At 62.0% G+C, this 22,666-nt stretch carries 17 protein-coding genes, 1 tRNA gene and 1 pseudogene; 7 read left to right on the top strand and 12 right to left on the bottom strand.

What is annotated here, in order from left to right; genetic code table 11:
• Positions 1-17: 17 nt before the first annotated feature.
• The 4 genes from frr to rpsB all read right to left on the bottom strand — a co-directional run bounded on the left by frr (position 18) and on the right by rpsB (position 3,135).
• Complete coding sequence (gene frr / locus V5B44_RS08355) at positions 18-578, bottom strand: ribosome recycling factor (RefSeq protein ID WP_332358625.1); 561 nt, start codon at positions 576-578, stop codon at positions 18-20.
• 12 nt (positions 579-590) lie between these two features.
• Entirely contained in the window at positions 591-1,313 is a 723-nt protein-coding gene (gene pyrH, locus V5B44_RS08350) for a UMP kinase (protein WP_332358624.1), read from the bottom strand.
• A gap of 47 nt (positions 1,314-1,360) precedes the next feature.
• Complete coding sequence (gene tsf, locus V5B44_RS08345; RefSeq protein WP_332358623.1) at positions 1,361-2,254, bottom strand: translation elongation factor Ts; 894 nt, start codon at positions 2,252-2,254, stop codon at positions 1,361-1,363.
• 137 nt (positions 2,255-2,391) lie between these two features.
• Entirely contained in the window at positions 2,392-3,135 is a 744-nt protein-coding gene (gene rpsB / locus V5B44_RS08340) for a 30S ribosomal protein S2 (protein ID WP_332358622.1), read from the bottom strand.
• Positions 3,136-3,475: 340 nt separating this feature from the next.
• On the opposite strand from rpsB, the gene map reads away from it, so the two are divergent.
• The 6 genes from map (at position 3,476) to V5B44_RS08310 (ending at position 13,277) form a co-directional block, all read left to right on the top strand.
• Positions 3,476-4,276 carry a type I methionyl aminopeptidase gene (gene map / locus V5B44_RS08335; RefSeq protein WP_332359094.1) on the top strand — a complete coding sequence of 267 codons (801 nt, stop codon included), beginning with the start codon at positions 3,476-3,478 and terminating at the stop codon, positions 4,274-4,276.
• Between the two features lie 5 nt (positions 4,277-4,281).
• Positions 4,282-6,864, top strand: a complete 2,583-nt coding sequence (locus V5B44_RS08330; RefSeq protein ID WP_332358621.1) for a [protein-PII] uridylyltransferase — start codon at positions 4,282-4,284, stop codon at positions 6,862-6,864.
• 796 nt (positions 6,865-7,660) lie between these two features.
• On the top strand, positions 7,661-7,915 hold the full coding sequence (locus V5B44_RS08325) for a hypothetical protein (protein WP_332358620.1): 255 nt from the start codon (positions 7,661-7,663) through the stop codon (positions 7,913-7,915).
• Positions 7,912-8,859, top strand: coding sequence for an HprK-related kinase A (locus tag V5B44_RS08320; RefSeq protein WP_332358619.1), 948 nt, complete (start codon positions 7,912-7,914; stop codon positions 8,857-8,859). Before V5B44_RS08325 ends, V5B44_RS08320 begins: the two co-directional genes overlap by 4 nt.
• Positions 8,856-9,965: a nucleotidyltransferase domain-containing protein gene (locus V5B44_RS08315; RefSeq protein WP_332358618.1), complete on the top strand. Its 1,110-nt coding sequence runs from the start codon at positions 8,856-8,858 to the stop codon at positions 9,963-9,965. The genes V5B44_RS08320 and V5B44_RS08315 overlap by 4 nt, the downstream gene beginning before the upstream one ends.
• A gap of 186 nt (positions 9,966-10,151) precedes the next feature.
• A complete protein-coding gene (locus V5B44_RS08310; RefSeq protein WP_332358617.1) occupies positions 10,152-13,277 on the top strand; it encodes an error-prone DNA polymerase in 3,126 nt (1,041 codons plus the stop codon).
• Between the two features lie 14 nt (positions 13,278-13,291).
• On the opposite strand, the gene rimO is transcribed toward V5B44_RS08310, so the two are convergent.
• The 4 genes from rimO to tsaE form a co-directional block, all read right to left on the bottom strand.
• Positions 13,292-14,617 carry a 30S ribosomal protein S12 methylthiotransferase RimO gene (rimO, locus tag V5B44_RS08305; protein WP_332358616.1) on the bottom strand — a complete coding sequence of 442 codons (1,326 nt, stop codon included), beginning with the start codon at positions 14,615-14,617 and terminating at the stop codon, positions 13,292-13,294.
• 119 nt (positions 14,618-14,736) lie between these two features.
• Positions 14,737-14,812, bottom strand: a tRNA-Thr gene (locus V5B44_RS08300).
• Positions 14,813-14,942: 130 nt separating this feature from the next.
• Complete coding sequence (locus tag V5B44_RS08295; RefSeq protein ID WP_291996321.1) at positions 14,943-16,298, bottom strand: N-acetylmuramoyl-L-alanine amidase; 1,356 nt, start codon at positions 16,296-16,298, stop codon at positions 14,943-14,945.
• Complete coding sequence (gene tsaE, locus V5B44_RS08290) at positions 16,253-16,756, bottom strand: tRNA (adenosine(37)-N6)-threonylcarbamoyltransferase complex ATPase subunit type 1 TsaE (RefSeq protein WP_332358615.1); 504 nt, start codon at positions 16,754-16,756, stop codon at positions 16,253-16,255. Before tsaE ends, V5B44_RS08295 begins: the two co-directional genes overlap by 46 nt.
• Between tsaE and queG the strand changes: the two are divergent.
• Positions 16,751-17,896: pseudogene (queG, locus tag V5B44_RS08285) on the top strand (tRNA epoxyqueuosine(34) reductase QueG). The gene tsaE and the pseudogene queG sit on opposite strands and share 6 nt — an antisense overlap.
• 62 nt (positions 17,897-17,958) lie before the next feature.
• Here the strand turns inward: queG and V5B44_RS08280 are convergent.
• The 4 genes from V5B44_RS08280 to phoU all read right to left on the bottom strand — a co-directional run bounded on the left by V5B44_RS08280 (position 17,959) and on the right by phoU (position 22,547).
• Positions 17,959-19,599, bottom strand: coding sequence for an electron transfer flavoprotein-ubiquinone oxidoreductase (locus V5B44_RS08280; RefSeq protein ID WP_332358614.1), 1,641 nt, complete (start codon positions 19,597-19,599; stop codon positions 17,959-17,961).
• A 220-nt stretch (positions 19,600-19,819) separates the two neighbouring features.
• Positions 19,820-21,130, bottom strand: a complete 1,311-nt coding sequence (phoR, locus tag V5B44_RS08275; protein ID WP_332358613.1) for a phosphate regulon sensor histidine kinase PhoR — start codon at positions 21,128-21,130, stop codon at positions 19,820-19,822.
• Entirely contained in the window at positions 21,127-21,852 is a 726-nt protein-coding gene (gene phoB / locus V5B44_RS08270; protein WP_332358612.1) for a phosphate regulon transcriptional regulator PhoB, read from the bottom strand. Before phoB ends, phoR begins: the two co-directional genes overlap by 4 nt.
• Positions 21,849-22,547, bottom strand: a complete 699-nt coding sequence (gene phoU / locus V5B44_RS08265; protein WP_332358611.1) for a phosphate signaling complex protein PhoU — start codon at positions 22,545-22,547, stop codon at positions 21,849-21,851. The genes phoB and phoU overlap by 4 nt, the downstream gene beginning before the upstream one ends.
• Between the last annotated feature and the right edge of the window lie 119 nt (positions 22,548-22,666).

Raw genomic sequence — 22,666 nt, 5'->3', positions numbered from 1 at the left:
ATCTCCTCCAGTGGTCTCTAGATGGCCATCAACTCGGTTTCCTTATGGCTGAGTTGCTTGTCAATCTCCGCAACGTACCGGTCCGTCAACTTCTGGACTTCGTCCTGAGCACGGCGCTCCTCGTCCTCCGAACACTCCTTCTCCTTGAGCATCTCTTTCAGCGTTGCAATCGCGTCCCGTCGCAGGTTTCTCACCGCCACCTTGGCCCCTTCGCCCTCGCCCTTCACCACCTTGATCAGGTCACGGCGCCGCTCTTCGGTCAACGCTGGCATCGGCACCCGAATCAGGTCCCCCTGTGCAGCCGGATTAAGGCCCAGGTCAGAGTCACGGATAGCCTTCTCGACCTTTGCCGACATGCCTTTTTCCCAGGTCTGGACGCCGAGCGTACGGGCATCAATCAGGGTCACGTTGGCAACGGTATTGATCGGCACCGGCGAGCCGTAATACTCGACCTGCACGTGGTCAAGCAAGCCGGTATGCGCACGCCCGGTCCGCACCTTGGCAAGGTCAGCCTTGAGCGCCTCCAGGGACCTCTGCATCTTGTGTTCAGCGGTCTTCTTCACATCTGCTATGGACATCTCCATCTCCCGTCAGCAATAGACCAGTGTGCCTTCACTCTCACCCATCGCCACCCGCTGCAGCGCACCCGGCCTGAAAATCGAGAAGACGTTGATTGGCAGCTTCTGGTCACGACACAGCGCGAAAGCAGTGGCATCCATCACCGCCAGGTTCTGCGCGATCGCGTCGTCAAAACTGATGCGATCGTAGCGGCTAGCATGCGGATCCTTCTTCGGGTCAGCGGAGTAGATTCCATCGACCTTCGTTGCCTTGAGCACGATTTCAGCACCGATCTCGGCGCCGCGCAAGGCTGCCGCGGTGTCGGTGGTAAAGAACGGGTTACCCGTACCACCCGAAAAGATCACGGTCCGCCCCTGCTCCAGGTAACGGATCGCCTTGGCGCGAATGTAAGGTTCGACCACCTGTTCGATGTTCAGCGCCGACTGAACCCGCGAAACCATCCCGGCGGATCGCATGGCATCGTGCAGCGCCAGGCCATTCATCACGGTTGCGAGCATGCCCATGTAGTCCGCCTGGGCGCGATCCATGCCCCTGGCAGCGGGAGCAACCCCACGAAAGATGTTACCCCCGCCAATGACTACCCCGACCTGCACACCCATATCGACGACCGCCTTGATCTCCGAAACGATGCCGGTGATTGTCTGCCGGTTAATCCCGTACGCATCGGCGCCCATGAGTGCCTCGCCAGAGAGTTTGAGCAGGATACGTTTATACCTTGGTGAACTGTCGGACATCGGCGTCTGACTCCTTTGATCAGGTCTTGTCGATCAGGCTCTTTCCCTTACTTCTGGGCAGCCGCGGCCTGGGCAGCAACTTCGGCAGCGAAGTCATTCGATCGCTTGGCGAGGCCTTCGCCAACCACAAACAGCGTGAAACCGGCTACCGAAGCACCCTTCGCCTTGAGCAACTGAGCAATCGTTTGTTTGCCATCGTCAGCCTTGACAAACACCTGCCCGAGCAGCGTCACTTCGTTGAGGAACTTCTGCACCGAGCCTTCGGCAATCTTTTCGATCATCGCGTCGGGCTTGCCCGCTTCCCTGGCCTTCTCGATCGCGATCCGCCGTTCGCTGTCGATCAAATCCGCGGCAATGCCGGACGAATCGAGCGCTCTCGGCTTGGCGGCCGCGATATGCATTGCCAGGTCCTTGCCCAGTTGATCATCACCGCCAATGTAATCCACCACAACGCCGATCTTGGCCCCCCCGTGCACATAGGAGGCCAGCTTTCCCCGGGCTTCAACGCGCACAAAACGACGGATCGACATGTTCTCGCCAATCTTGCCGACCAGAGCGGTGCGAGTCGACTCCACACTGCCGTCGCCCATCGGCAGTGCCGACAAGGCCGCGACGTCGGCTGGGTCATGCGTTGCAACCAGCGCCGCACAATCACTGGCAAGCTTCAGAAACTCCGCATTTTTGCCGACGAAGTCCGTTTCGCAGTTGATTTCGACGATCGCACCGCGCTTGTCGTCGCTCTCCCTGTGAATCGCCACGACACCCTCGGCGGTAATGCGACTGGCCGCCTTGCTGGCCTTGGAACCCAGCTTGACGCGCAGGATCTCTTCCGCCTTGCCCAGATCTCCAGCGGACTCGGTCAGCGCTCGCTTGCACTCCATCATCGGCGCGTCGGTTCGTTCGCGCAGCTCTTTAACCATACTTGCGGTAATTTCCGCCATTTCATTCTCCACTTGCAGACCCGGGGGCTAGTCGCCGCCGCGCCTGGTTAAGCACGCTCAAGACAAAGTCAACATTCAGGCAACGAACTGGCCGCAGGCAAGTCCCGGCGCGCGACCAGCCGCCAAACAGTCGGCGATCAGTCGTCGCCCGCTTCCTCGATGAACTCGTCGCCAGAAACAGCCTCCAGAATCTCTTCGACAAACTGGCTGCGTCCCTCAAGTACCGCGTCGGCGACGCCGCGAGCATAGAGACGGATGGCACGCGAAGAGTCGTCGTTGCCCGGAATCACATAGTCGACACCGTCCGGCGAATGGTTGGTATCGACCACGGCGACCACCGGAATGCCCAGCTTGCTCGCCTCGGTGATGGCAATCTTGTGGTAACCAACGTCAATCACGAACAGCGCATCGGGCAGGGAGGCCATCTCCTTGATGCCACCGATCGACTTGTGCATCTTGTCGAGTTCTCGCGTGAGCATCAGTGCCTCTTTCTTGCCGAGGCGCTCGAGGGAGCCATCGTCACACATTGCCTCCATTTCCTTGAGACGCTTGAGCGACTGCTTGATCGTCTTGAAGTTCGTCAACATGCCGCCCAACCAACGCTGATCGACATACGGAGAAGCGCAGCGTGTCGCTTCTTCGGCCATGATCTCGCGCGCTTGCCGCTTGGTTCCAACAAACAGGATGGTGCCCTTGTTGGCAGACAGTCTGCGAACAAAGGTCATCGCTTCGTTATACTTGGCGAGTGTCTGTTCAAGGTTGACAATGTGAATCTTGTTGCGGGCGCCAAAGATGTACGGTGCCATCTTGGGGTTCCAGAATCGCGTCTGGTGGCCGAAATGAACACCGGCCTCAAGCATCTGTCGCATTGTTGTGGACATTTTTACTCTCAATATCAGGGTTGGACCACCATCCGCCCACCTACAGCCCGCCTTGCTTATCCCGGCAGGCACCCTTGAACAGGCGAATGTGCGTAATAGGACGTACCTCTCCGGCACACCCAGCGCATCAAAACTGACGCGCTTTGAAGTTTCGCTGACGCAGGCCAGCAAAACCCGGCGATAGTACCATCAAGAGCAACAGAATTTCAATTCGGGTACTATGGTGCCAGTCTGATTCACGCCTGTCAGGGCGCGAGTCAACCGGCGACCGAGCCAATTGCCCAAGATAGTGGCTTCCTTTATCCTTCGCTCCCCATCCCCTTGCCGCCGACATCAACGCATGAGCATTACTATCAAGACCCCTCAGGAAATCGAAAAAATGCGCGTCGCCGGTCGGCTGACAGCCGAGGTGCTCGATTACATCACGCCTTATGTGAAATCGGGAGTCACCACCGGCCATCTTGACCAACTTTGTCATGACTACATCGTCAACGTTCAAGGGTGCATCCCGGCACCGCTGAACTATGCCCCACCAGGCTACCGACCCTATCCAAAGTCCATTTGTGCCTCGATAAACCACCAGGTGTGTCATGGTGTTCCCGGTGACCGGCAACTGCGGAACGGCGACATTGTCAATCTGGACGTCACGGTGATCAGCGACGGCTACCATGGCGACAGCAGCCGCATGTTCCAGGTCGGCGACACCTCTGTGCAGGCGCGGCGACTCTGCGAAGTCACGTTCGAGTGCCTCTGGCTTGGTATTGTCCAGGTCAGGGCCGGCGCACAACTTGGTGACATCGGCAATGCGATACAGAAACATGCAGAAAAATCCGGCTATTCGGTGGTCCGGGAGTTCTGCGGTCACGGTATCGGTGCCCGTTTCCACGAAGAACCACAGGTCCTTCACTATGGCCGGCCCCACACCGGTGTCCGGCTGGAACCGGGGATGATCTTTACCATCGAGCCAATGATCAATGCCGGCAGGATGGCCATCCGGACCATGGCTGATGGCTGGACGATCGTCACCAAGGACCACAGCCTGTCCGCGCAATGGGAGCATACGATTCTGGTGACTGAAACCGGCTACGAAGTCCTCACCGTATCGCAAGCTACCCCGCCGCAACCAGACTGGATCAGATGATCGGCATGGACACCGCCATCCTGGATCACCAGACGCTCGTCGTGCGCTGCAGGTCACGCTTGCAGTCAGGTCAGGCGACCATCCGCGATCGCTTTCTCGACGAAGGTGACGCGCCGCGGCTTCTGCGTGAGCGTTGTCACCTGGTCGACGAAGTCCTATGCGATTTGTGGCACGGACTGGAGCTACCGCGGTCGCTGTCACTGGTCGCCGTCGGAGGTTACGGGCGCGGCGAACTCTATCCGGCTTCCGACGTCGATATCCTGCTCCTCCTGCCAGAGCCGCCCGACGACGTCCTGACCGCCCAGCTCGAGCGGGCAATCGCCCTCGTCTACGATATCGGGCTCGAGGTTGCGCCCAGTGTGCGTACGGTCGCAGAGTGTTCACACGCCGCTGCCGATGATCTCACGATTCAGACCGCCCTGCTCGAGGCACGCCTGCTTGCCGGAAGCCGCGCAACCTTCCAGGAGGTCTGCGCGGAACTCAAGGAAAACCTGAATCCGCAGGTCTTTTTCGAAGCCAAGCAGATAGAGCAGGAGGAGCGCCACCGTCGCTTCCAGGATTCACCCTTCAGCCTCGAACCCAACTGCAAGGAAGCGCCGGGGGGATTGCGCGATCTGCAGACGATCCTCTGGATTGCCCGTGCGGCGGGCTACGGAGACTCCTGGGAAGATCTGGCGCAACACGGCTTCATCACCGGGGAAGAGGAAGCGCAACTGAAGCGCAACCTGGGCTTCCTCCAACGCCTGCGGACCCGCCTGCACCTGCACGTCGGCCGACGGGAAGATCGCCTTCTCTTCGACTACCAGACCGCGCTCGCGCAACAACTGGGGTTTGAACCAACGGCGACCCGCCGAGCCAGCGAACGACTGATGCAGGCTTACTACCGGACAGCGAAGGAAGTCACACAGATCAATACGATACTGCTACTGAACATCGGCGCTGCCATATCGCCGCCGCCGGATCTGCTGCCCGAGGCGATCAGTGAACGCTTCCAGAACACGCACGACCTGCTCGACGTGGTTGACGAAGAGATCTTCAGGAAGCACCCAGGTGCCCTTCTCGAGGCCTTCCTCTTGATGCAGCAACATCCCGAGTTGCAGGGAATGACGGCACGGACGCTGCGCGCGGTGTGGCGCGCACGCACACTGATTGACGATGTCTTCCGCCGCGACCCGGACAATCGCCGCCGCTTTCTCGAAATCCTCAAGCAACCGCGCGGCGTGCTGCACGAAATTCGACGCATGAACCAGTTCGGACTGCTGGGTCGCTACCTGCCCAACTTCGGCAGGATTGTCGGCCAGATGCAGCACGACCTGTTTCATGTCTATACCGTAGACCAGCATACCCTGCAGGTCCTGCGGAACCTGCGCCGCTTCCTTGCTGAAGAATTCGCACACGAGTATCCCCTGTGCAGCGAACTGATCAGTGATTTTCCCCGCTGCTGGGTGCTCTACGTCGCTGCGCTGTTCCACGACATCGGCAAGGGGCGAGGTGGTGACCACTCGGAGAAGGGGGCCGTCGATGCGGCACAGTTCTGTGCCGAGCATGGCGTCGATGCAGAAGACAGCGAACTGATCGTCTGGCTGGTCCGGCGCCATCTGCTGATGTCGACCGTAGCCCAGAAGCAGGATATTTCCGACCCGGACGTCGTCTGCGCGTTTGCCGGGATGGTGCACGACGAACGTCACCTGTCGGCGCTCTATCTGTTCACCGTCGCCGACATTCGCGGCACCAGTCCAAAGGTCTGGAACACCTGGAAAGGACAGCTCCTCGAGCAGCTTTTCCGGAGCACCTGCCGAACCCTGCTCGCTGGCGGTCAGGCACCGGTCAGGCAGGGTTTGATCGAGGAACGGCAACAGCAGGCACTGCGCCTGCTGCGCTACTTCGCGCTTCCCGACTCGGTACACCAACGCCTGTGGAAACAGCTGGATACCGTGTATTTCCTGCGTCATTCCGCGGAGGAGATCGCCTGGCACACGCGTGCCCTGCACTATCGGACCGGCGTCGACAAGCCGGTCGTCAAGGCACGCGTCAACCCGCAGGGTGAAGGTCTGGAAGTCATGATCTACACCCGCGACCAGCGCGATCTGTTCGCGCGGCTGGTCGGCTTCTTTGCCCGTGCCGGATACACCATCGTCGACGCCAAGATCCACACCACGCGTCATGGCTACGCGCTCGACAGCTTCATGCTGCTAGACCTCAGCGATCGCGGCAGTGACCGGACGATGATCAGCTACGTAGAACACGAACTGACCGCACGCCTCAGTCGACAGAGTCCGCCGGAGGCCCCGGGCAGCGGACGCATCTCGCGGCAGGTCAGGCATTTCCCGATTCAACCGCTGATCACCATCGAGCCCGACGAAAAAGGCTCGCACTACGTCCTCTCAGTCAGCGCCGCCGACCGCCCCGGTCTGCTGTACACGATCGCCATGACATTGGCCGCGCATGGTGCCAACCTCCACACGGCGAAGATATCGACGCTTGGCGAGCGGGTCGAGGACACCTTCCTGATCAGCGGCGGTGACCTCGGCGAGGCGGCGAGCCGCATCAAGCTCGAAACCGAGTTGCTGGAGCGCCTGAAAGTCTGACCACAGTGACCTTCTCCGGAGCAGTAGCGAAATGGTCGCCACCCGGACTCAGCGCCTTGGACCAGAAGAGGCAACGGAAGGTGTCGAGTTTTTTTACACTTGTCGGCTGATGGCCGCGACCAGAATTTCGCCGACAGCGATAGGCTAATGATTTACCGGGTTTTTATCTCCTGATACTTGGCGTGGCATAAACTTTGCTATTCTCTTTTGAAGGAGACAGATCCAGCGACCCCGAGGCCAATACTGGAGGGTAGCTGCGGTTCCACTTCTCCGGCGCCAGCAGCGTGACGTAGTGCTCAAAGGTATTGGCGCTACAAGGGCTATAATGATTCGTGTTAGGTGAATTTCGATACCAGGGAAAGATCATGTCAGAGACCTCATCCGAACGAAACGAGCAGCGACGGAAGCTGCTCAAAAAGGCAGCCGTTGCGCCGGCGATTTTTGTTCTTCCTGTCGGTACCGCCTTGGCTAACAGCAGCTTGAACGCATGTATCTACAGGGGCGTGGACGGCGTAAACATTGGCGAGATTATTAACCCACAAGTCGCCCCTGACGCAAATAGCCCAATACCGCTTGACAAGTGGGTACGCCGATACAGCCCTGGTGACGGTTCCTCTCCTATACCGGGAAATTACTTGGTGTATGATCCGGACACGCAGTTGCCAGTGGCCTATGCGTCTTGCTGGAACTCGTGCAATCCCAACGGGGAACGTGCAGAACAGGGTACCAATCTTCTGTCTCGTCACCTTATTCCCTGAGCGCAGACGGTGGCCGTCACATTACCCGTGCAGATCGTTTGACCAAACTCCAGTACCGCAAACTTGGCAACGGCGGGGCGGTCTTTGACCCCGCGAACTGGCGAACTCACGTCCTTACCCCCGCAGCAGCGATTATCTTTGAGGCGCTGACTGAAGTGGGCGCCGAGGAGGGGACGCTGTTGAGAAGCCGCGCGCTCGATTTTCTGCGTGACGAGCTTGAGCTAGACACCGAGACCCCCGAGATGCAACAAGTATTGCGTTCTTTGCAGGAGATGGGCATGCTTGGCGGATGATCGCCAAGCTCACCAGAATCCGCGACCTTTCTCTATCCCTGCTGGCAGAACGCTTTTCCACGGCCTCGGTGGAACTTGATTACGGTGCTGCGACTGTCCGTGTCCGCTCCGACCTCAGGGCGTTTGTCTGCGACTTCCAGCGCGTCTATGGGGCGTTCGTCCTGCCCGAACCCGTCCCCTTCGCGGATTTTCACACCCAGATGTGCTCCGGCAAGGGACTGCGCGCTTTCCTGCGGCCGCAATCCCGTTTCCTGATCGACGGCATGCAGCCTTTCGATCCATTCCCCAGGGAACAAGCGCTTCCCCATTTTGAGTGGGGTGTCAACTGGTCTTTTGCACAGCGTTTCAACCAGCACGTGTTGCTGCACGCCGGCGCGCTGGCACTTGGCGGCCAGGCCGTCATCATGGCTGCACCACCGGGTTCAGGCAAGAGCACGCTGACCGCGGCGATGATGCTGCGAGGCTTTCGCTTGTTGTCCGACGAGTTTGGCGTCTTGTGCCCGCGGACAGGCCGGCTGTGGCCGATGCTGAAACCGCTGGCGCTCAAGAACCGCTCGATTGACGTGATTCGCGACTATGCTGAAGAAGCGATTCTCGGGCCGGTTTACAAAGGTACGCGCAAGGGCGATGTGGCCCATCTGGCGCCCACCGACGATAGTATTGACGCACGACGTCTCCCTGCCCATCCGCGGCTGGTAGTTTTCCCTAGCTTTCGAGAGGGGGCACCGCTGACCACCCGCCGCCTGCCTGCCGAAGACGCTTTCGCCCGCCTGGCCTTCAACAGTTTCAACTACGGTATCCTCGGTGAGACCTCGTTCAATGCCGTGGCTGATGTCATCGACTCCTGTCCTGCCTTCGCCCTCGAGTACAGCAGGTTTGACGAGGCGGTCGAGTCGTTGCGGGCAATGCTTGCCGAATTGACCGCCGCGAGGGAAGCCGCTTGATTGGCCTGGGATCCGCTGATCCCTGCCTGCAGTGCCTGCTTGGGCTGCTCAGGAATCCGCTGTCGGTGCGCGGCGTAAGCCTTGCCGACTGGGACAAGACGATCCGTCTCGCCCGACAGGCCAGACTGCTGGGGGTGCTTGCTCACCGCATTCAGTCACAGGCGGGATGTCTCGAGGATGTGCCGGATTGTGTGCTCGGCCATCTGCGATCGGCGACAGCTTATTCCGAACATCGCGTGCAGATGCTGCGCATTGAACTGGCAGCACTCGCCTACGCGCTGCCGGTCGAACTCCCCGTGGCGGTGCTCAAGGGCGCGGCCTATATCGTTCAGGATCTTGAACTCGCACGCGGACGTCTGCCGAGCGACGTCGACCTGCTGGTCAGCCGCGGGCAACTCGATCAGGCCGAGTCTGCGCTGCACAAAGCGGGCTGGGTTGCCGAAGCCGGAGATGCCTATATCGAGCGCTACTACCGCGAGTGGAGCCATGAACTGCCGCCAATGCGTTTTCCAGGACATCCGGTCGAGGTCGATCTGCATCACACGATCACGCCTGTGACGAGCCGACTCAAGCCAGACACGGCAAGCCTGTTTGCCGATCTGCAAGCGATCAGCGGGCAGCGATTCCTGGTCCTGCAGCCGCTGGATCAGATCCTCCACGCAGCAGTTCATCTCTTCCAGGATTCCGAGCTGTTTGCCAACCTGCGCGACCTGGTCGATATCGACGGTCTGATCCGTGCGCACCTGCACTCGGCAAGCGACTGGCAGGCTCTTGCTGCGCGTGCCCGACAACATGACTTTGAACGCCCCCTGTGGTACGCCCTGCGCTACTGCCGAGCCTGGCTTGGCACGGTAATACCCGCTGACCTGCCGTTGACTGCACCGCCAGCCGTTGCAATCCAGCTGATGGACTGGGTTCTTCCTCGCTGCACACTGCCCAGAATCCCCGATCGGCCAGCCGAAATATCGCGCCGGATTGCCGGGCTTTTTGGCGTACTCCGCTACCAGTGGCTGCGTATGCCACCCGGCCTGCTCCTGCGCCACCTCACCCACAAGGGCTTGCAGTCTCTGCGCCCAAGTACCGCCGCGCAGCGCAACATCAGGTAAGCGGCAAGGCTGGGGAAACGCCAGAGGGCAGAACCAACCGCCACTCAGGAATATCAAAGTGGGGGAGAAATGCGCAGCAAACCAGACGCAATCTGGCGACCTCCCGGAATTCGTGCAAACGCGGGGCCTGCGGGAACAAGAGACTGAAAATGCCGTTTATACTGCAAATAAAAACAGTATAACGCCATGGCCGACGCCCTCCCCCTCTACGCTGAACTGCACTGCTGCTCCAACTTCTCTTTCCTCCGCGGTGCCTCGCATCCGGAGGAATTGGTCGGGCGCGCCCAGGCTCTGGGCTACAGCGCACTGGCGATCACCGACGAGGCCTCGCTGGCGGGGGCCGTGCGGGCGCACAAGGCAGCCAGCGCATGCGGCCTGAAGCTGATCATCGGCGCCGAGTTTCACCTCGTCAATCAGCAGGGGTCAGGCTACCGGCTGGTCCTGCTGGCGCAGAACCGCGCCGGTTACGGCAACCTCTCGGCACTGATCACGCTGGCACGCAGACGCTCACGCAAGGGTGAATACCGTCTGCTCCGCGGTGACCTGGAGGTACCCGGCCAGATCGCCGGCGGCAGCGGCGCCGTCCCGGACTGCCTGGCACTGTGGATACCAGACCCCGGCGCCAGCGCGGACGAGGGCCGCTGGCTGGCAACGCACTTTCCGGCCCGTTCCTGGCTGGCGATCGAACTGCACGCGGGCGCCAATGACGCGGCGCGACTCGCCATGCTGCTTGCACTGGCCGCCGCGAGCGGCCTGCCGGCGGTCGCCACCGGCGACGTCCACATGCATTTTCGCGCGCGCCGCCCCTTGCAGGATACGCTGACCGCGATCCGCCTGAACAGCACGCTGTTTGCCGCCGGCCACGCACTCTTTGCCAACGGCGAGCGCCATCTGCGCAGCCGCCTGCGGCTGGCCAGGATCTACCCACCCGACCTGCTGGCCGAAACGCTGCGCATCGCCGCACGCTGCAATTTCTCGCTCGATGAACTGCACTACGAATACCCGGAGGAAGGGGTCCCCGACGGTCAGACGCCGTCTGCCTTCCTGCGCGCCGAGGTGGAAAAGGGCCTGCGCCAGCGTTACGCCGGCAGCGTACCCGGGAGTGTGCGGGAACGAGTCGAACACGAACTTGCCCTGATCGCCGAACTCTCCTACGAATCCTATTTCCTGACAGTCTACGACATCGTCAATTTTGCCCGCAGCCGAAGTATCCTTTGCCAGGGACGTGGCTCGGCGGCCAACTCGGCAGTCTGCTACAGCCTCGGCATCACCGAAGTCGATCCGGCACGCTCGAACCTCCTTTTCGAGCGCTTCATCTCCCGCGAGCGCGGCGAGCCACCCGATATCGACGTCGATTTCGAACATGTGCGACGCGAGGAAGTCATCCAGTATCTCTATGCCCGGTACGGCCGCGAGCGCGCCGCGCTGGCCGCGGCGGTGGTGACCTACCGTACCCGCGGCGCCCTGCGCGACGTTGGCCGCGTCCTCGGCTTTGGCAGCAGCCAGATCGACGCCCTCACCGCTTCGCTGGCCTGGTGGGACAAACGCGAGCAACTGCCCGATCGCCTGCGCGCCGTCGGTCTCGATCCGGCGGCACCGCGCGTCGCCAAATGGCTCCAGCTGGCCGAGGCCCTGCGTTGTTTTCCCCGCCATCTGTCGCAACATGTCGGCGGCTTCGTCATCTCGCGCGGCCCACTGGCCCGCCTGGTGCCGGTTGAAAATGCCGCGATGGCAGAGCGTACAGTGATCCAGTGGGACAAGGACGATCTCGACGCGCTCGGACTGCTGAAGGTCGACGTCCTGGCCCTCGGCATGCTCTCGGCGATCCATCGCGCGCTCGACCTGATCGGCTACCGCATGCAGGATATCCCACCGGAAGACCCGCTGGTCTACGAGATGCTCTGCGCCGCCGACACGGTCGGTGTCTTCCAGATCGAATCTCGCGCGCAGATGGCCATGCTGCCACGCCTCAGGCCCCGCCACTTCTACGATCTGGTGATCGAGGTAGCGCTCGTCAGACCGGGTCCGATCCAGGGCGACATGGTCCATCCCTACCTGCGTCGCCGGCACGGCAAGGAAGCGATCGAAGCGATGCGACCGGAGATCGCCGCCGTACTCGGCCGCACCTGCGGAGTGCCGATTTTCCAGGAACAGGTGATGCAACTGGCCGTCGTCGCGGCCGGCTTCACCCCCGGCGAGGCCGATCAATTGCGCCGGGCGATGGCAGCCTGGCGGCGCAAGGGCGGACTCGAACCCTTCGAACAGAAACTGATCGCCGGCATGCGCCAGCGCGGCCACGACGAATCGTTTGCCCAGCGCATCTGCGCGCAGATCCGAGGTTTCGGCGAGTATGGCTTCCCGGAATCACACGCCGCCTCGTTTGCCCTGCTGGTCTACGTTTCAGCCTGGATCAAGCGCCACCATCCGGCCGCCTTTCTCTGCGCGCTGCTCAACAGCCAGCCGATGGGCTTCTACTCGCCGTCGCAACTCGTACAGGACGCACGCCGGCACGGCGTCGAGGTAAGGCCGGCAATGGCCACGCACAGCGGCTGGGAAGCGCAGCTCGAAAACCCTGCGCCAGGCACGTCAACTGACCGCCCGGCCGTTCGCCTGGGTCTCTCCAGCATCAGCGGCCTCTCACAGGCCGCTGTGTTCCGCCTGCTCGAAGCCCGCCGGCAGCGCCCTTTTGCCAGCGTTGCCGATCTCGCGACGCGAGCGCGGCTGGCGCACAGGGATCTCGATTTGCTCGCCGCGGCCGGCACCCTGGCCAACCTGGCCGGCCATCGCCGGCAAGCCGCCTGGGCGGTCGCCGGGATTGCCGTACAACTCGATCTGCTGAGCAGCGTCGAGCCACCGGAGACCGCTGCTGAAGCGACCCAACTCGCCGAACCATCCGAGGCCGAAAACCTGATTGCCGACTACGCCAGCACCGGCCTCACCCTCGGTCGCCATCCGCTGAGCCTGCTGCGCGCCCGCCTGACTGCGCAGCGCTTCGTTTCCGCCAGCCAGCTACTGAACGCAGCCGACCGCCAGCTCATGCGCGCTGCCGGAATCGTCACCTGCCGCCAGCGGCCGGGTACCGCCAGCGGCATTGTTTTCGTCACCCTCGAAGATGAAACCGGGCTGGCCAATATCGTCGTGCACGCCCGGCTGGTCGAGCAGCAACGCCGCGAATTGCTCGGCGCCCGCCTGCTCGGCGTCCTCGGGCAGGTCCAGCGCGAAGGCACGGTCGTCCATCTGGTGGCCAAGCGCCTGGTCGATCTTTCTGCCCTGCTCGGCAGCCTGCCGACCGCCAGTCGGAATTTTCATTGAGCCAGAGAGGCCGCTCAGGCAGCGCGACCAGCGACCTCGGCGTAGAGATCGTGTTCGTCGGCATCGACCACCCGGACGCGCAGAAAATCACCCGGTTCGGCGTCGAAATGGCCATTGACGAAGACCAGCCCGTCGATCTCCGGTGCGTCGGCTGACGAACGGGCGATCGTTCCCTCCTCGTCGACCTCATCGACCAGCACCTCGATCTCGCGGCCGATCTTCGCCGCCAGCAACTCCGCCGAGATATCTTCCTGCAACGCCATCAGCCGCTGCCGGCGTTCCTCGCGAACCTCCTCCGGCACCGGGTCCGGCAAGGCATTGGCCGCGGCGCCGTCAACCGCCGAGTAAGCAAAGCAACCGACACGATCGAGACGAGCCTCGGCGATGAACGTCAGCAACTCCTCGAACTCGGCTTCGGTCTCGCCTGGGAATCCGGTAATGAAGGTGCTGCGCACCGTGATCTCGGGGCAGACAGCCCGCCACGCCCGCAGACGTTCAAGATTGTCCTCGGCACTCGCCGGACGCTTCATGGCTTTCAGGATGCGCGGACTGGCGTGCTGGAAAGGGACATCGAGATAGGGCAGAATCCGGCCCTCGGCCATCAGCGGCACCAGCGCGTCCACGCTGGGATAGGGATAAACGTAATGCAGGCGCACCCAGATTCCCAGTTCGCCAAGCGCCTCGCAGAGTTCGCGCAGCCGGGTGCGCAGCGGACGCCCACCGACAAAGCCGGTCCGGTACTTCAGGTCCACACCGTAGGCACTGGTATCCTGGGAAATCACCAGCAGTTCGCGCACGCCCGACTCAGCCAGTGTTCTGGCTTCCTGCAGTACATCGCCGATCGGTCGGCTGACCAGCGGGCCGCGCATCGAAGGGATGATGCAGAAGGTGCAACTGTGATTGCAACCCTCGGAAATCTTGAGGTAAGCAAAATGCTGCGGCGTCAGTTTGATCCCCTGTGGTGGAACCAGACTGGTGAACGGGTCATGCGGCTGCGGCAAATGCGCATGCACATGCTGCAGCACCTCGTCGGCGGCATGCGGACCGGTCACCGCCAGCACCTGCGGATGCGCCTTGCGGATCACCGCTTCTCGAGCCCCCAGGCAGCCGGTGACGATCACCTTGCCATTCTCCTGCAAAGCCTCGCCGATGGCCTCAAGTGACTCCTCGACGGCAGCATCGATGAAACCGCAGGTATTGACCACCACCAGATCGGCGCCCTCGTACGAAGGCGAGATCAGATAGCCCTCGGCACGCAGCTTGGTGAGAATCTGTTCGGAGTCGACCAGCGCCTTCGGGCAGCCGAGGGATACTACACCTATACTTTTTGGTTTGGACATGAAATACTACTCGAATGACAATAGGTAAAGTATACAGCTACCTTCACTTCCCCGACCTCGCCCGGTGATAGCCCAACAAAAAGCCCGACCTTGTGAGCCGGGCTAAGTGTCTGCTTTACTGGTGCCGCTGGGCGGAATCGAACTGCCGACCTTCGCATTACGAATGCGCTGCTCTACCGACTGAGCTACAGCGGCACGGTGATTCTTGAAGCACGTGCAGGGTCGGCATTCTAGCAGCGCCAGCGGATATTTGGAACCTCTATTTGCGGCCCAAAAAGCTGTCGCTTGCTCGTCGGCGTACTCGCCGCGAGCGCAAGCGAGAAAGCTAATCGAGCCTGGCCAGGGTCGACTTGGCCAGCGGCGGATTCAGGGCCAGGTACTTTTTTATCCCCGCAAAGATGGCCGAGGCCAGTTTGTCCTGATAGGCGTCGTCGTTCAGGCGCTTCTCCTCCTCAGGATTGGAGATGAAGGCGGTTTCGATCAGGATCGACGGAATGTCGGGCGCCTTGAGAACGGCAAAACCGGCCTGTTCGACATGCGCCTTGTGCAGCCGGTTGATACCGCCAATCTCGCCGAGGACCGCTTTGCCGAGCTTCAGGCTATCGCTGATCGTTGCCGTCTGCGAGAGATCGAGCAGCGTACGAGCCAGGACCGGGTCGTTGACGGCGATATTGACGCCACCAATCAGGTCGGAGGCGTTCTCTTTCTGGGCCAGATAACGCGCTGCCGAACTCGTGGCCCCGCTCTCGGAAAGAACGAACACTGACGACCCATTGGCGTCCGGCCTGACAAAGGCGTCGGCATGGATCGAAACGAAGAGGTCGGACTGGATTCGACGCGCTTTATCTACGCGTGCGCGCAGGGGCACGAAGAAGTCCGAGTCGCGAGTCAGGACTACACGCATGTTCGGGTCGGCCGCAATTTTCGCACGCAAACGCTTTGCCACCGCCAGCGTGACGTGCTTTTCGTAGCTGCCACCGCTCCCGATCGCACCAGGATCCTCGCCTCCGTGCCCCGGATCGAGGGTGATCGTCACCAGGCGATCGATGACCGACCGGCCCCGCTGTTTGCTCACTGGCCGGTGCTCGGCGAGTTGCTCGGGCTTGGCGTCGATCCTGGCATCGGCGCCTGGTTCGGGCCGGCTTTCGGCGATGATCTCAGGCCGGCTCTCACCGGGTGCGACTTTCCAGTCCTTGCTGTCGAGCAGCGAGAGCAGTGGATCCGGCTGCGTCGACGGATAAACGTCGAGAACCAGACGATGCCCGTAACTACCCACCGGTGCCAGTTCAAAAACCTGCGGTGCGACCTCGGTCTTGAGCTCCATCACCAGACGAACGACGCCCGGCTTGTAGCGCCCGGCGCGCAGCAGCTTGATATTCGGATCGTCGGGAAGCACCTTGCTGGAAAGGCTGTCGAGCACGCTGGTCAGCTCGATGCCTTCCAGGTCGACGACCAGGCGGTCAGGATCTTTGACCGTGAATTGGGTGTATTTCAAAGGTGCGCTGAGTTCGATCGTCACGCGCGTGTACTCTGCTGCCGGCCAGACGCGAACGGCAAGAACAGCTGGACTTCTCCTGGCAGACGCTTGCGATACCTGACTGACTGTTAGAAACAGCGAAGCACCGGCAAACTTGATCAGTCTCCGGCGTCCTGCCAACCTCTCTTCAGCGCGTTCAAACATTTTTGTCCCTCCTCGGTACTCGCAACGACGTCCAGCATCCGACCGTTCCCGCAGATATGGAACATAAGGACGATGTCAGCCGCAGGTACCTGCCCGGCAGCCTTTTCGGGCCACTCAACCAAGCAAACGGCATCGTCTCGGAAATATTCGCCAAGCCCTGCATCAACGAACTCTTCTGGAAAGTTGAACCGATAGAAATCAAAGTGATACCAGTATATCCTCGAAATCACATAAATTTCAACCAATGTGTAGGTGGGGCTTTTTACCGGACCGACATGGCCGAGCGCGCGCAACATGGCGCGCACCAGTGAAGTCTTCCCGGCGCCAAGGTCGCCGTCGAGCCAGACCACCATCCCCGGAGCGAGCAGGGGCGCCAGTTGGTGGCCAAGCGCGGCGGTCGCGGCCTCGTCTGAGAGATGCAGACGGACTGCCGACTGGTTATCATCGCTGCTATGCAAGAAGTGAACTCCCAAACAGGCGCCGCCAGCGGCCTGGTCGATGGCCAAGGCGCTTACGCCGCAGTAGCGAAAAAAATCAAGAACTGGGGACAGGAACTGGGCTTTGCCGCGATCGGCATCGCCAGGGCCGATGTATCAGCCGCAGCGCCGTGGCTGATGCGCTGGCTTGCGCTGGGCCGGCACGGCGAAATGGATTATATGGCCAAACATGCGGCGCTGCGCGCGGCGCCACCGTTGCTCCTGCCGGGCGCCCTGTCGGTCATTTCGGTACGGCTGGCTTACTGGCCCGCGGCGGTCGATGCACAGCAGGTGCTCGACGATGCCGAACTGGCCTACATCTCGCGCTACGCACTCGGCCGCGACTATCACAAGACCGTCCGCCAGCGGCTGCAGAAACTCGCCGATCGTCTCCGCCAGGAGGTGGCGACACTGGACTTGGCAGAGCCCTTTGCCTGCCGCGTTTTTTCCGATTCGGCGCCGGTCATGGAAACCGACTTCGCCCGACAGGCAGGCATCGCCTGGCGCGGCAAACACACGCTGTCGCTGACCCGCGAGGGTTCCTGGCATTTCCTCGGCGAGATCTACAGCAACCCTGCCGCTGCCTCGCCGACGTACGCCGATCGCCGACCATTGCGGCGACTGCCGTCGCTGCCTCGACGCCTGCCCGACCGCAGCCATCGTCGCCCCCTACGAAGTGGACGCCCGGCTATGCATTTCGTATCTGACGATCGAGCTGCACGGGTGCCATCCCGGTCGGCCCTGCGACCACTGATCGGCACGCGCATCTACGGCTGCGATGACTGCCAGTTGTGCTGTCCGTGGAACCGCTTTGCCCACATCGGCGACCCCGACTTCGCCGTTCGCAACGGCCTCGACGCCCCGCCCCTGACGGCGCTCTTCGCCTGGAACGAGGAAGAATTCAACGCCCGCCTGGCGGGCAGCGCGATTCGCCGGATCGGGCATCTCCGCTGGCTGCGGAATATCGCCGTCGCCCTCGGCAACGCGCCACCGTCGCGAGCAGTTCTCGCTGCACTGGCGGGGCGCCAGGATGACCCGTCGGCGCTGCTGCGCGAGCATGTCGGCTGGGCGCTGGCGCAACATGCGGAAAGCACCAGGCGGCGAGATCGTGCCGATAACTGATCGGGTGTGGTCCGCTCTACCGCCGGGCTGCGCGGCAGGCACTACCAGGCGGGTGACGTCGCTCACATATTGGGATAGTTGGGTCCGCCGCCACCCTCGGGTGCGACCCAGCGGATGTTCTGCGTCGGATCCTTGATGTCGCAGGTCTTGCAATGCAGGCAGTTCGAGGCGTTGATCTGCAGGCGCGGGCCTGCGGACTCCTCGACGATTTCGTACACGCCGGCCGGGCAGTAGCGCTGCTCGGGAGAGGCATATTCCCGGAAGTTGATCGCGATCGCCTTTGTGCTGTCGAGCAACTGCAGATGGACTGGCTGTTCTTCCTCGTGCGCTGTATTCGATACGAAGACGGATGACAGACGATCGAAGGTCAACTGGCCGTCGGGCCTGGCGTAGGCAATCTGCTGACAGCTGGCCGCGGGCGCGAGTTGCTGATGGTCGCTGGTCTTGTCCTTGAGCGTGAAGAACATGCGCCCGCCGAACAGGTTCTGCTGCAGCCAGTTGAATGCGCCACCGAGGAAAGTGCCGAACTTGTGCAGCGCCGGCCCGAAATTGCGTGCCCGATAGAGTTCGGCATAGAGCCAGGAGCCCTTGAAGGCCTCCGCATAAGCCACCAGATCGCCTCGTCCGGCGTCCCCTGCCTGCAGCGCAGCGGCGACCGTCTCTGCCGCCAGGGTGCCCGACTTCATCGCGGTGTGGGCGCCCTTGATCTTGGCGAAGTTGAGCGTCCCGGCGTCGCAGCCGAGCAGCAGCCCGCCAGGGAAAGTCTGCTTCGGCAGACTGTTGAGCCCGCCCTTGGTGATCGCCCGCGCACCATAGCTCAGGCGCTTGCCGCCTTCGAGATACTGCCTGATCCCGGTCTGCAACTTGAAGCGCTGAAACTCTTCGAAGGGCGAAAGGTAGGGATTGGCATAATTGAGATCAGCGATCAGACCAACCGCCACCTGGCAGTCCTCGAGATGATAGAGAAAAGAACCCCCGGTTGCGCCATGCTCGCTGAGTGGCCAACCCGCCCCGTGGACCACCAGGCCCGGCCGGTGCTTCGCCGGATCGATCTGCCAGAGTTCCTTGATCCCGAGACCATAGTGCTGGGCAGTCGCGCCCGCGGCCAGATCGTAGCGCGCGATCAGTTCTTTGCCGAGCTGGCCACGCGCGCCTTCGGCAAACAGCGTGTACTTGGCGTGCAACTCCAGACCCGGCTGGAAACTGTCTTTCGGCTCGCCGTGCTTGTCACGGCCCATGTCGCCGGTAGCGACGCCCTTGACCGAACCGTCGTCGTGGTAGAGGATTTCGGCCGCGGCAAAGCCCGGGAAGATTTCGACACCGACCGCTTCGGCCTGCTCGGCGAGCCAGCGGCAAAGGCTGCCCAGGCTGATGATGTAATTGCCCGCATTGTGCATCGGCGCGGGAACGGCGAAATTGGGCAACTTGATCGCCGAGGTCTCGCTGCGATAGAGATAAACCTGGTCCTCGCTGACCGGGGTCTTCAGTGGCGCTCCCCGCGCCTGCCAGTCGGGCAGCAGCTCGTCCAGCGCGCGCGTCTCGAACAGCGCACCAGAGAGGATGTGAGCGCCGACTTCCGAGCCCTTCTCCAGTACCATGACCGCCAGGTCGGGATTCAACTGTTTCAGGCGAATGGCCGCGCTCAAACCCGCCGGACCCCCACCGACAATCACTACGTCATACTCCATCGCTTCCCGTTCCATCACCGCTCCTCAAGGTTTCTGAATTGATCGGGAGCCGGCCTGGGGCCCACCGACACTGGGCAGGACTTGATTGGTCGACTGCCGTCAAGCTGCACACACCCCGCCGTATACCGCAGTACAGAACCTCGGTCAACGCCCACACAGCGAGCGGCACCTATGGGCCCCGTGCTGGCACGGTGAAAAGCGCCAGCGACGCCACCCGCGGCGTCTCCGGAAGCCTTCAGATCGCCAGCTTCAAGCGCCAGCCCGGAAACTCGGCGCGGAAGGTGCTGCCCTCACCTGGCTGCGAATCGATGACCAGAGTCGCCTGGTGACGCAGCAGGATATGCTTGACGATCGCCAGGCCAAGACCCGTGCCGCCGGTCTCGCGTGAGCGGCCGCGATCGACCCGGTAGAAGCGCTCGGTCAGCCTTGGCAGATGTTCCGCGGCTATGCCGACGCCTGAATCACGTACCGAGAAGACGCCGGCACCATCGCGCAGCTTCCACCGGATACGGATCTCGCCGCCGGCCGGCGTGTAGCGAATGGCGTTCGACACCAGATTGCTGAACGCGCTGTGCAGCTCCTTGCGATTGCCGCGCAAGGCTGGACCCTTGCAGCCGACGGCGAGGCGATGGCGGCCGGCACTGAGGCTCTGTCCTTCGGACAACAGCTGCGCCAGCAGTTCTTCCATGTCGACCTCTTCTTCGCTCGCCGGCGCGTCCGCAGCTTCAAGTCGCGACAGGGTCAACAGGTCGTCAACCAGGCTCAGCATCCGTTTCGTCTGGTCGCTCATCAGGCGAGCGAAATGCTGCCGTTGCTCGCCACTCATCTCTTCGTCATCGGTGAAGTGTTCGAGGAAGCCGCTGACCACGGTCAAAGGCGTGCGCAGCTCGTGCGAAACGTTGGCGACGAAGGTGCTACGCATCGCCTCGACCCGCCGCGCATCGGTCACGTCGAGGCTGACCAGCAGCGTGCTGCGCTCCCCCAGCGGGACGGCCCGGATGGCATAGACCCGGGTGCGCGCAGCCGGTGACTGGAGGATGAACGGCGCGCTCCCATCCGGGCTGCGCAGGTAATCGGCAAAGCCCGGCGTGCGCACCAGCTGCTCGATGATCGCCCCGTCATCGCGCGGCAGGCGAACCCCCAGGTGCTCACCCGCGGCGCGATTGCTCCACTGGATCTGATGGCTGGCGTCAAAGATCACCAGGCCATCGGGAACGGCGTCCATGGCATCGGCAAATGACTTCAGTCGGGCCTCGACCTCGTCGATCGTCCGGGCGTCAAGGCGCAGCTTGCGCGACAGCCTGAGGAACACCTCACCCCAGACACCCCCGGACTCGGGAAATTCGGAGTGGTCCGGATAGTCGATCCATGCCGCCAACACCGCGAGGCGTCGGCTCTGTGCGATGATCAGGAGCATGAAGCCCAGTGCCACTGCTGCCCAGCCCCAGGCCGGGCCATGCATGGTCCAGGCGAACAGGCCAAGGCAGACAATCGGCAGGACGCCGGTCAGCACGATGCGCGCAAACCACCGCCGCACCGAGGTCATGGCCCGATCTGGTTCAGCTCGGGCGGAGAACTCAGCTTGTAACCGGCACCACGAACCGTCTCGACCAGATATTCGGCAGCGGGTCCGAGGGCAACGCGCAGGCGCCGGATATGGATATCGACCGTGCGGTCCTCGATATAGACATGGTCACCCCAGACGTTGTCAAGCAGTTGCTGACGCGAATAGACGCGTCCCGGGTTGGCCATCAGAAAGCGCAGGAGACGAAACTCGGTCGGCGTCAGGGTGATTCGCCGACCACCGACACGCGCCTCGTAACTGACCGTGTCAAGCTCGACCGGGCCGACGCTGAGCGTACCCTTGACGAACTCGGGAGTACAGCGGCGCAGCACCGCCTGCAACCGCGCAATCAGCTCCTTGGGGCTGAAGGGCTTGACGATATAGTCGTCGGCGCCGCCTTCGAGCCCGGCGACGCGGTCGGCCTCCTCACCCCGCGCAGTCAGGATGATGATCGGCAGGTGGCGTGTTCGCCGCTCACTCCGCAGCTTGCGCGTCAGCACCAGGCCGGACTTGCCGGGCAGCATCCAGTCGATCAACGCGATGTCCGGCAAGGTTTCGCGCAGCTGGCGCTCGGCGTCTTCCGCAGTGTCCGCACAGAGCGCCTGGTAACCACCGCAGACCAGCGTGAAGCGCAGCAGCTCCTGAATGCCCTTGTCGTCCTCGACGACGAGGACCACCGGCAGGCTGGATGCCGTTCGGATCATGCGTCGTCCGCTTTCTGGGCAGCCACCGCGGTATGCCGGATGTCGATGCCGCTGACGATGTAGATCACATTCTCGGCGATGTTCGTTGCATGATCGCCAACCCGTTCGATGGCCTTGGCAATCCAGATGATGTCGAGCGCCTCGCTGATCGTACGCGGGTCTTCCATCATGTAAGTGATCAGCTGCCGCAGAATCGCATTGAAAGCGGCATCGATCGTCTTGTCGGCGCCAATCACCTTGCGGGCACCGTCGATATCCATCCGCGCCAGCGAGTCGAGCGCCCCCTGCAGCATGTCGGTGGCAAGACGGCCACAATGGCAGACATCGGACAGGCGAGGGATACGCTGTGCACCGGACTGATGCAGCTTCAGCGACATCCTGGCGATCTTGGCAGCCTTGTCGCCGATGCGCTCAAGATCGGTGACGATGCGCGAGATGGCCATCACCAGGCGCAGGTCGCGCGCTGTGGGTTGTCGGCGCGCGATCAGCAGGGTGCAGTCCTCGTCGATACCGACCTCGTAGGCATCCACTTCGCGGTCGGTGTCGATCACCCCCTGCATTTCCTCGAGATTCCCCGTACTGAACGCATCGACTGCCGCCAATAGTTGTCTTTCTACCAGACCACCCATCTGCAGGATGCGGGTGCGAACATTTTCAAGTTCGAGATCGAACTGTTTGCTGAGATGATCACTCATGGTGCTGGGCTCGTTTCGGAAAACAGGATGGACGCGACAAGCTTGAACCCGCAATGTTACGGGATAATGACGAAGTTGCCGTTTGTGTGGACACGCGACCGACTGACCGGTTGCTGCTG

The sequence above is a fragment of the Candidatus Accumulibacter necessarius genome (genome assembly GCF_036625085.1).
This window is presented reverse-complemented; position numbering and strand designations above follow the sequence as displayed.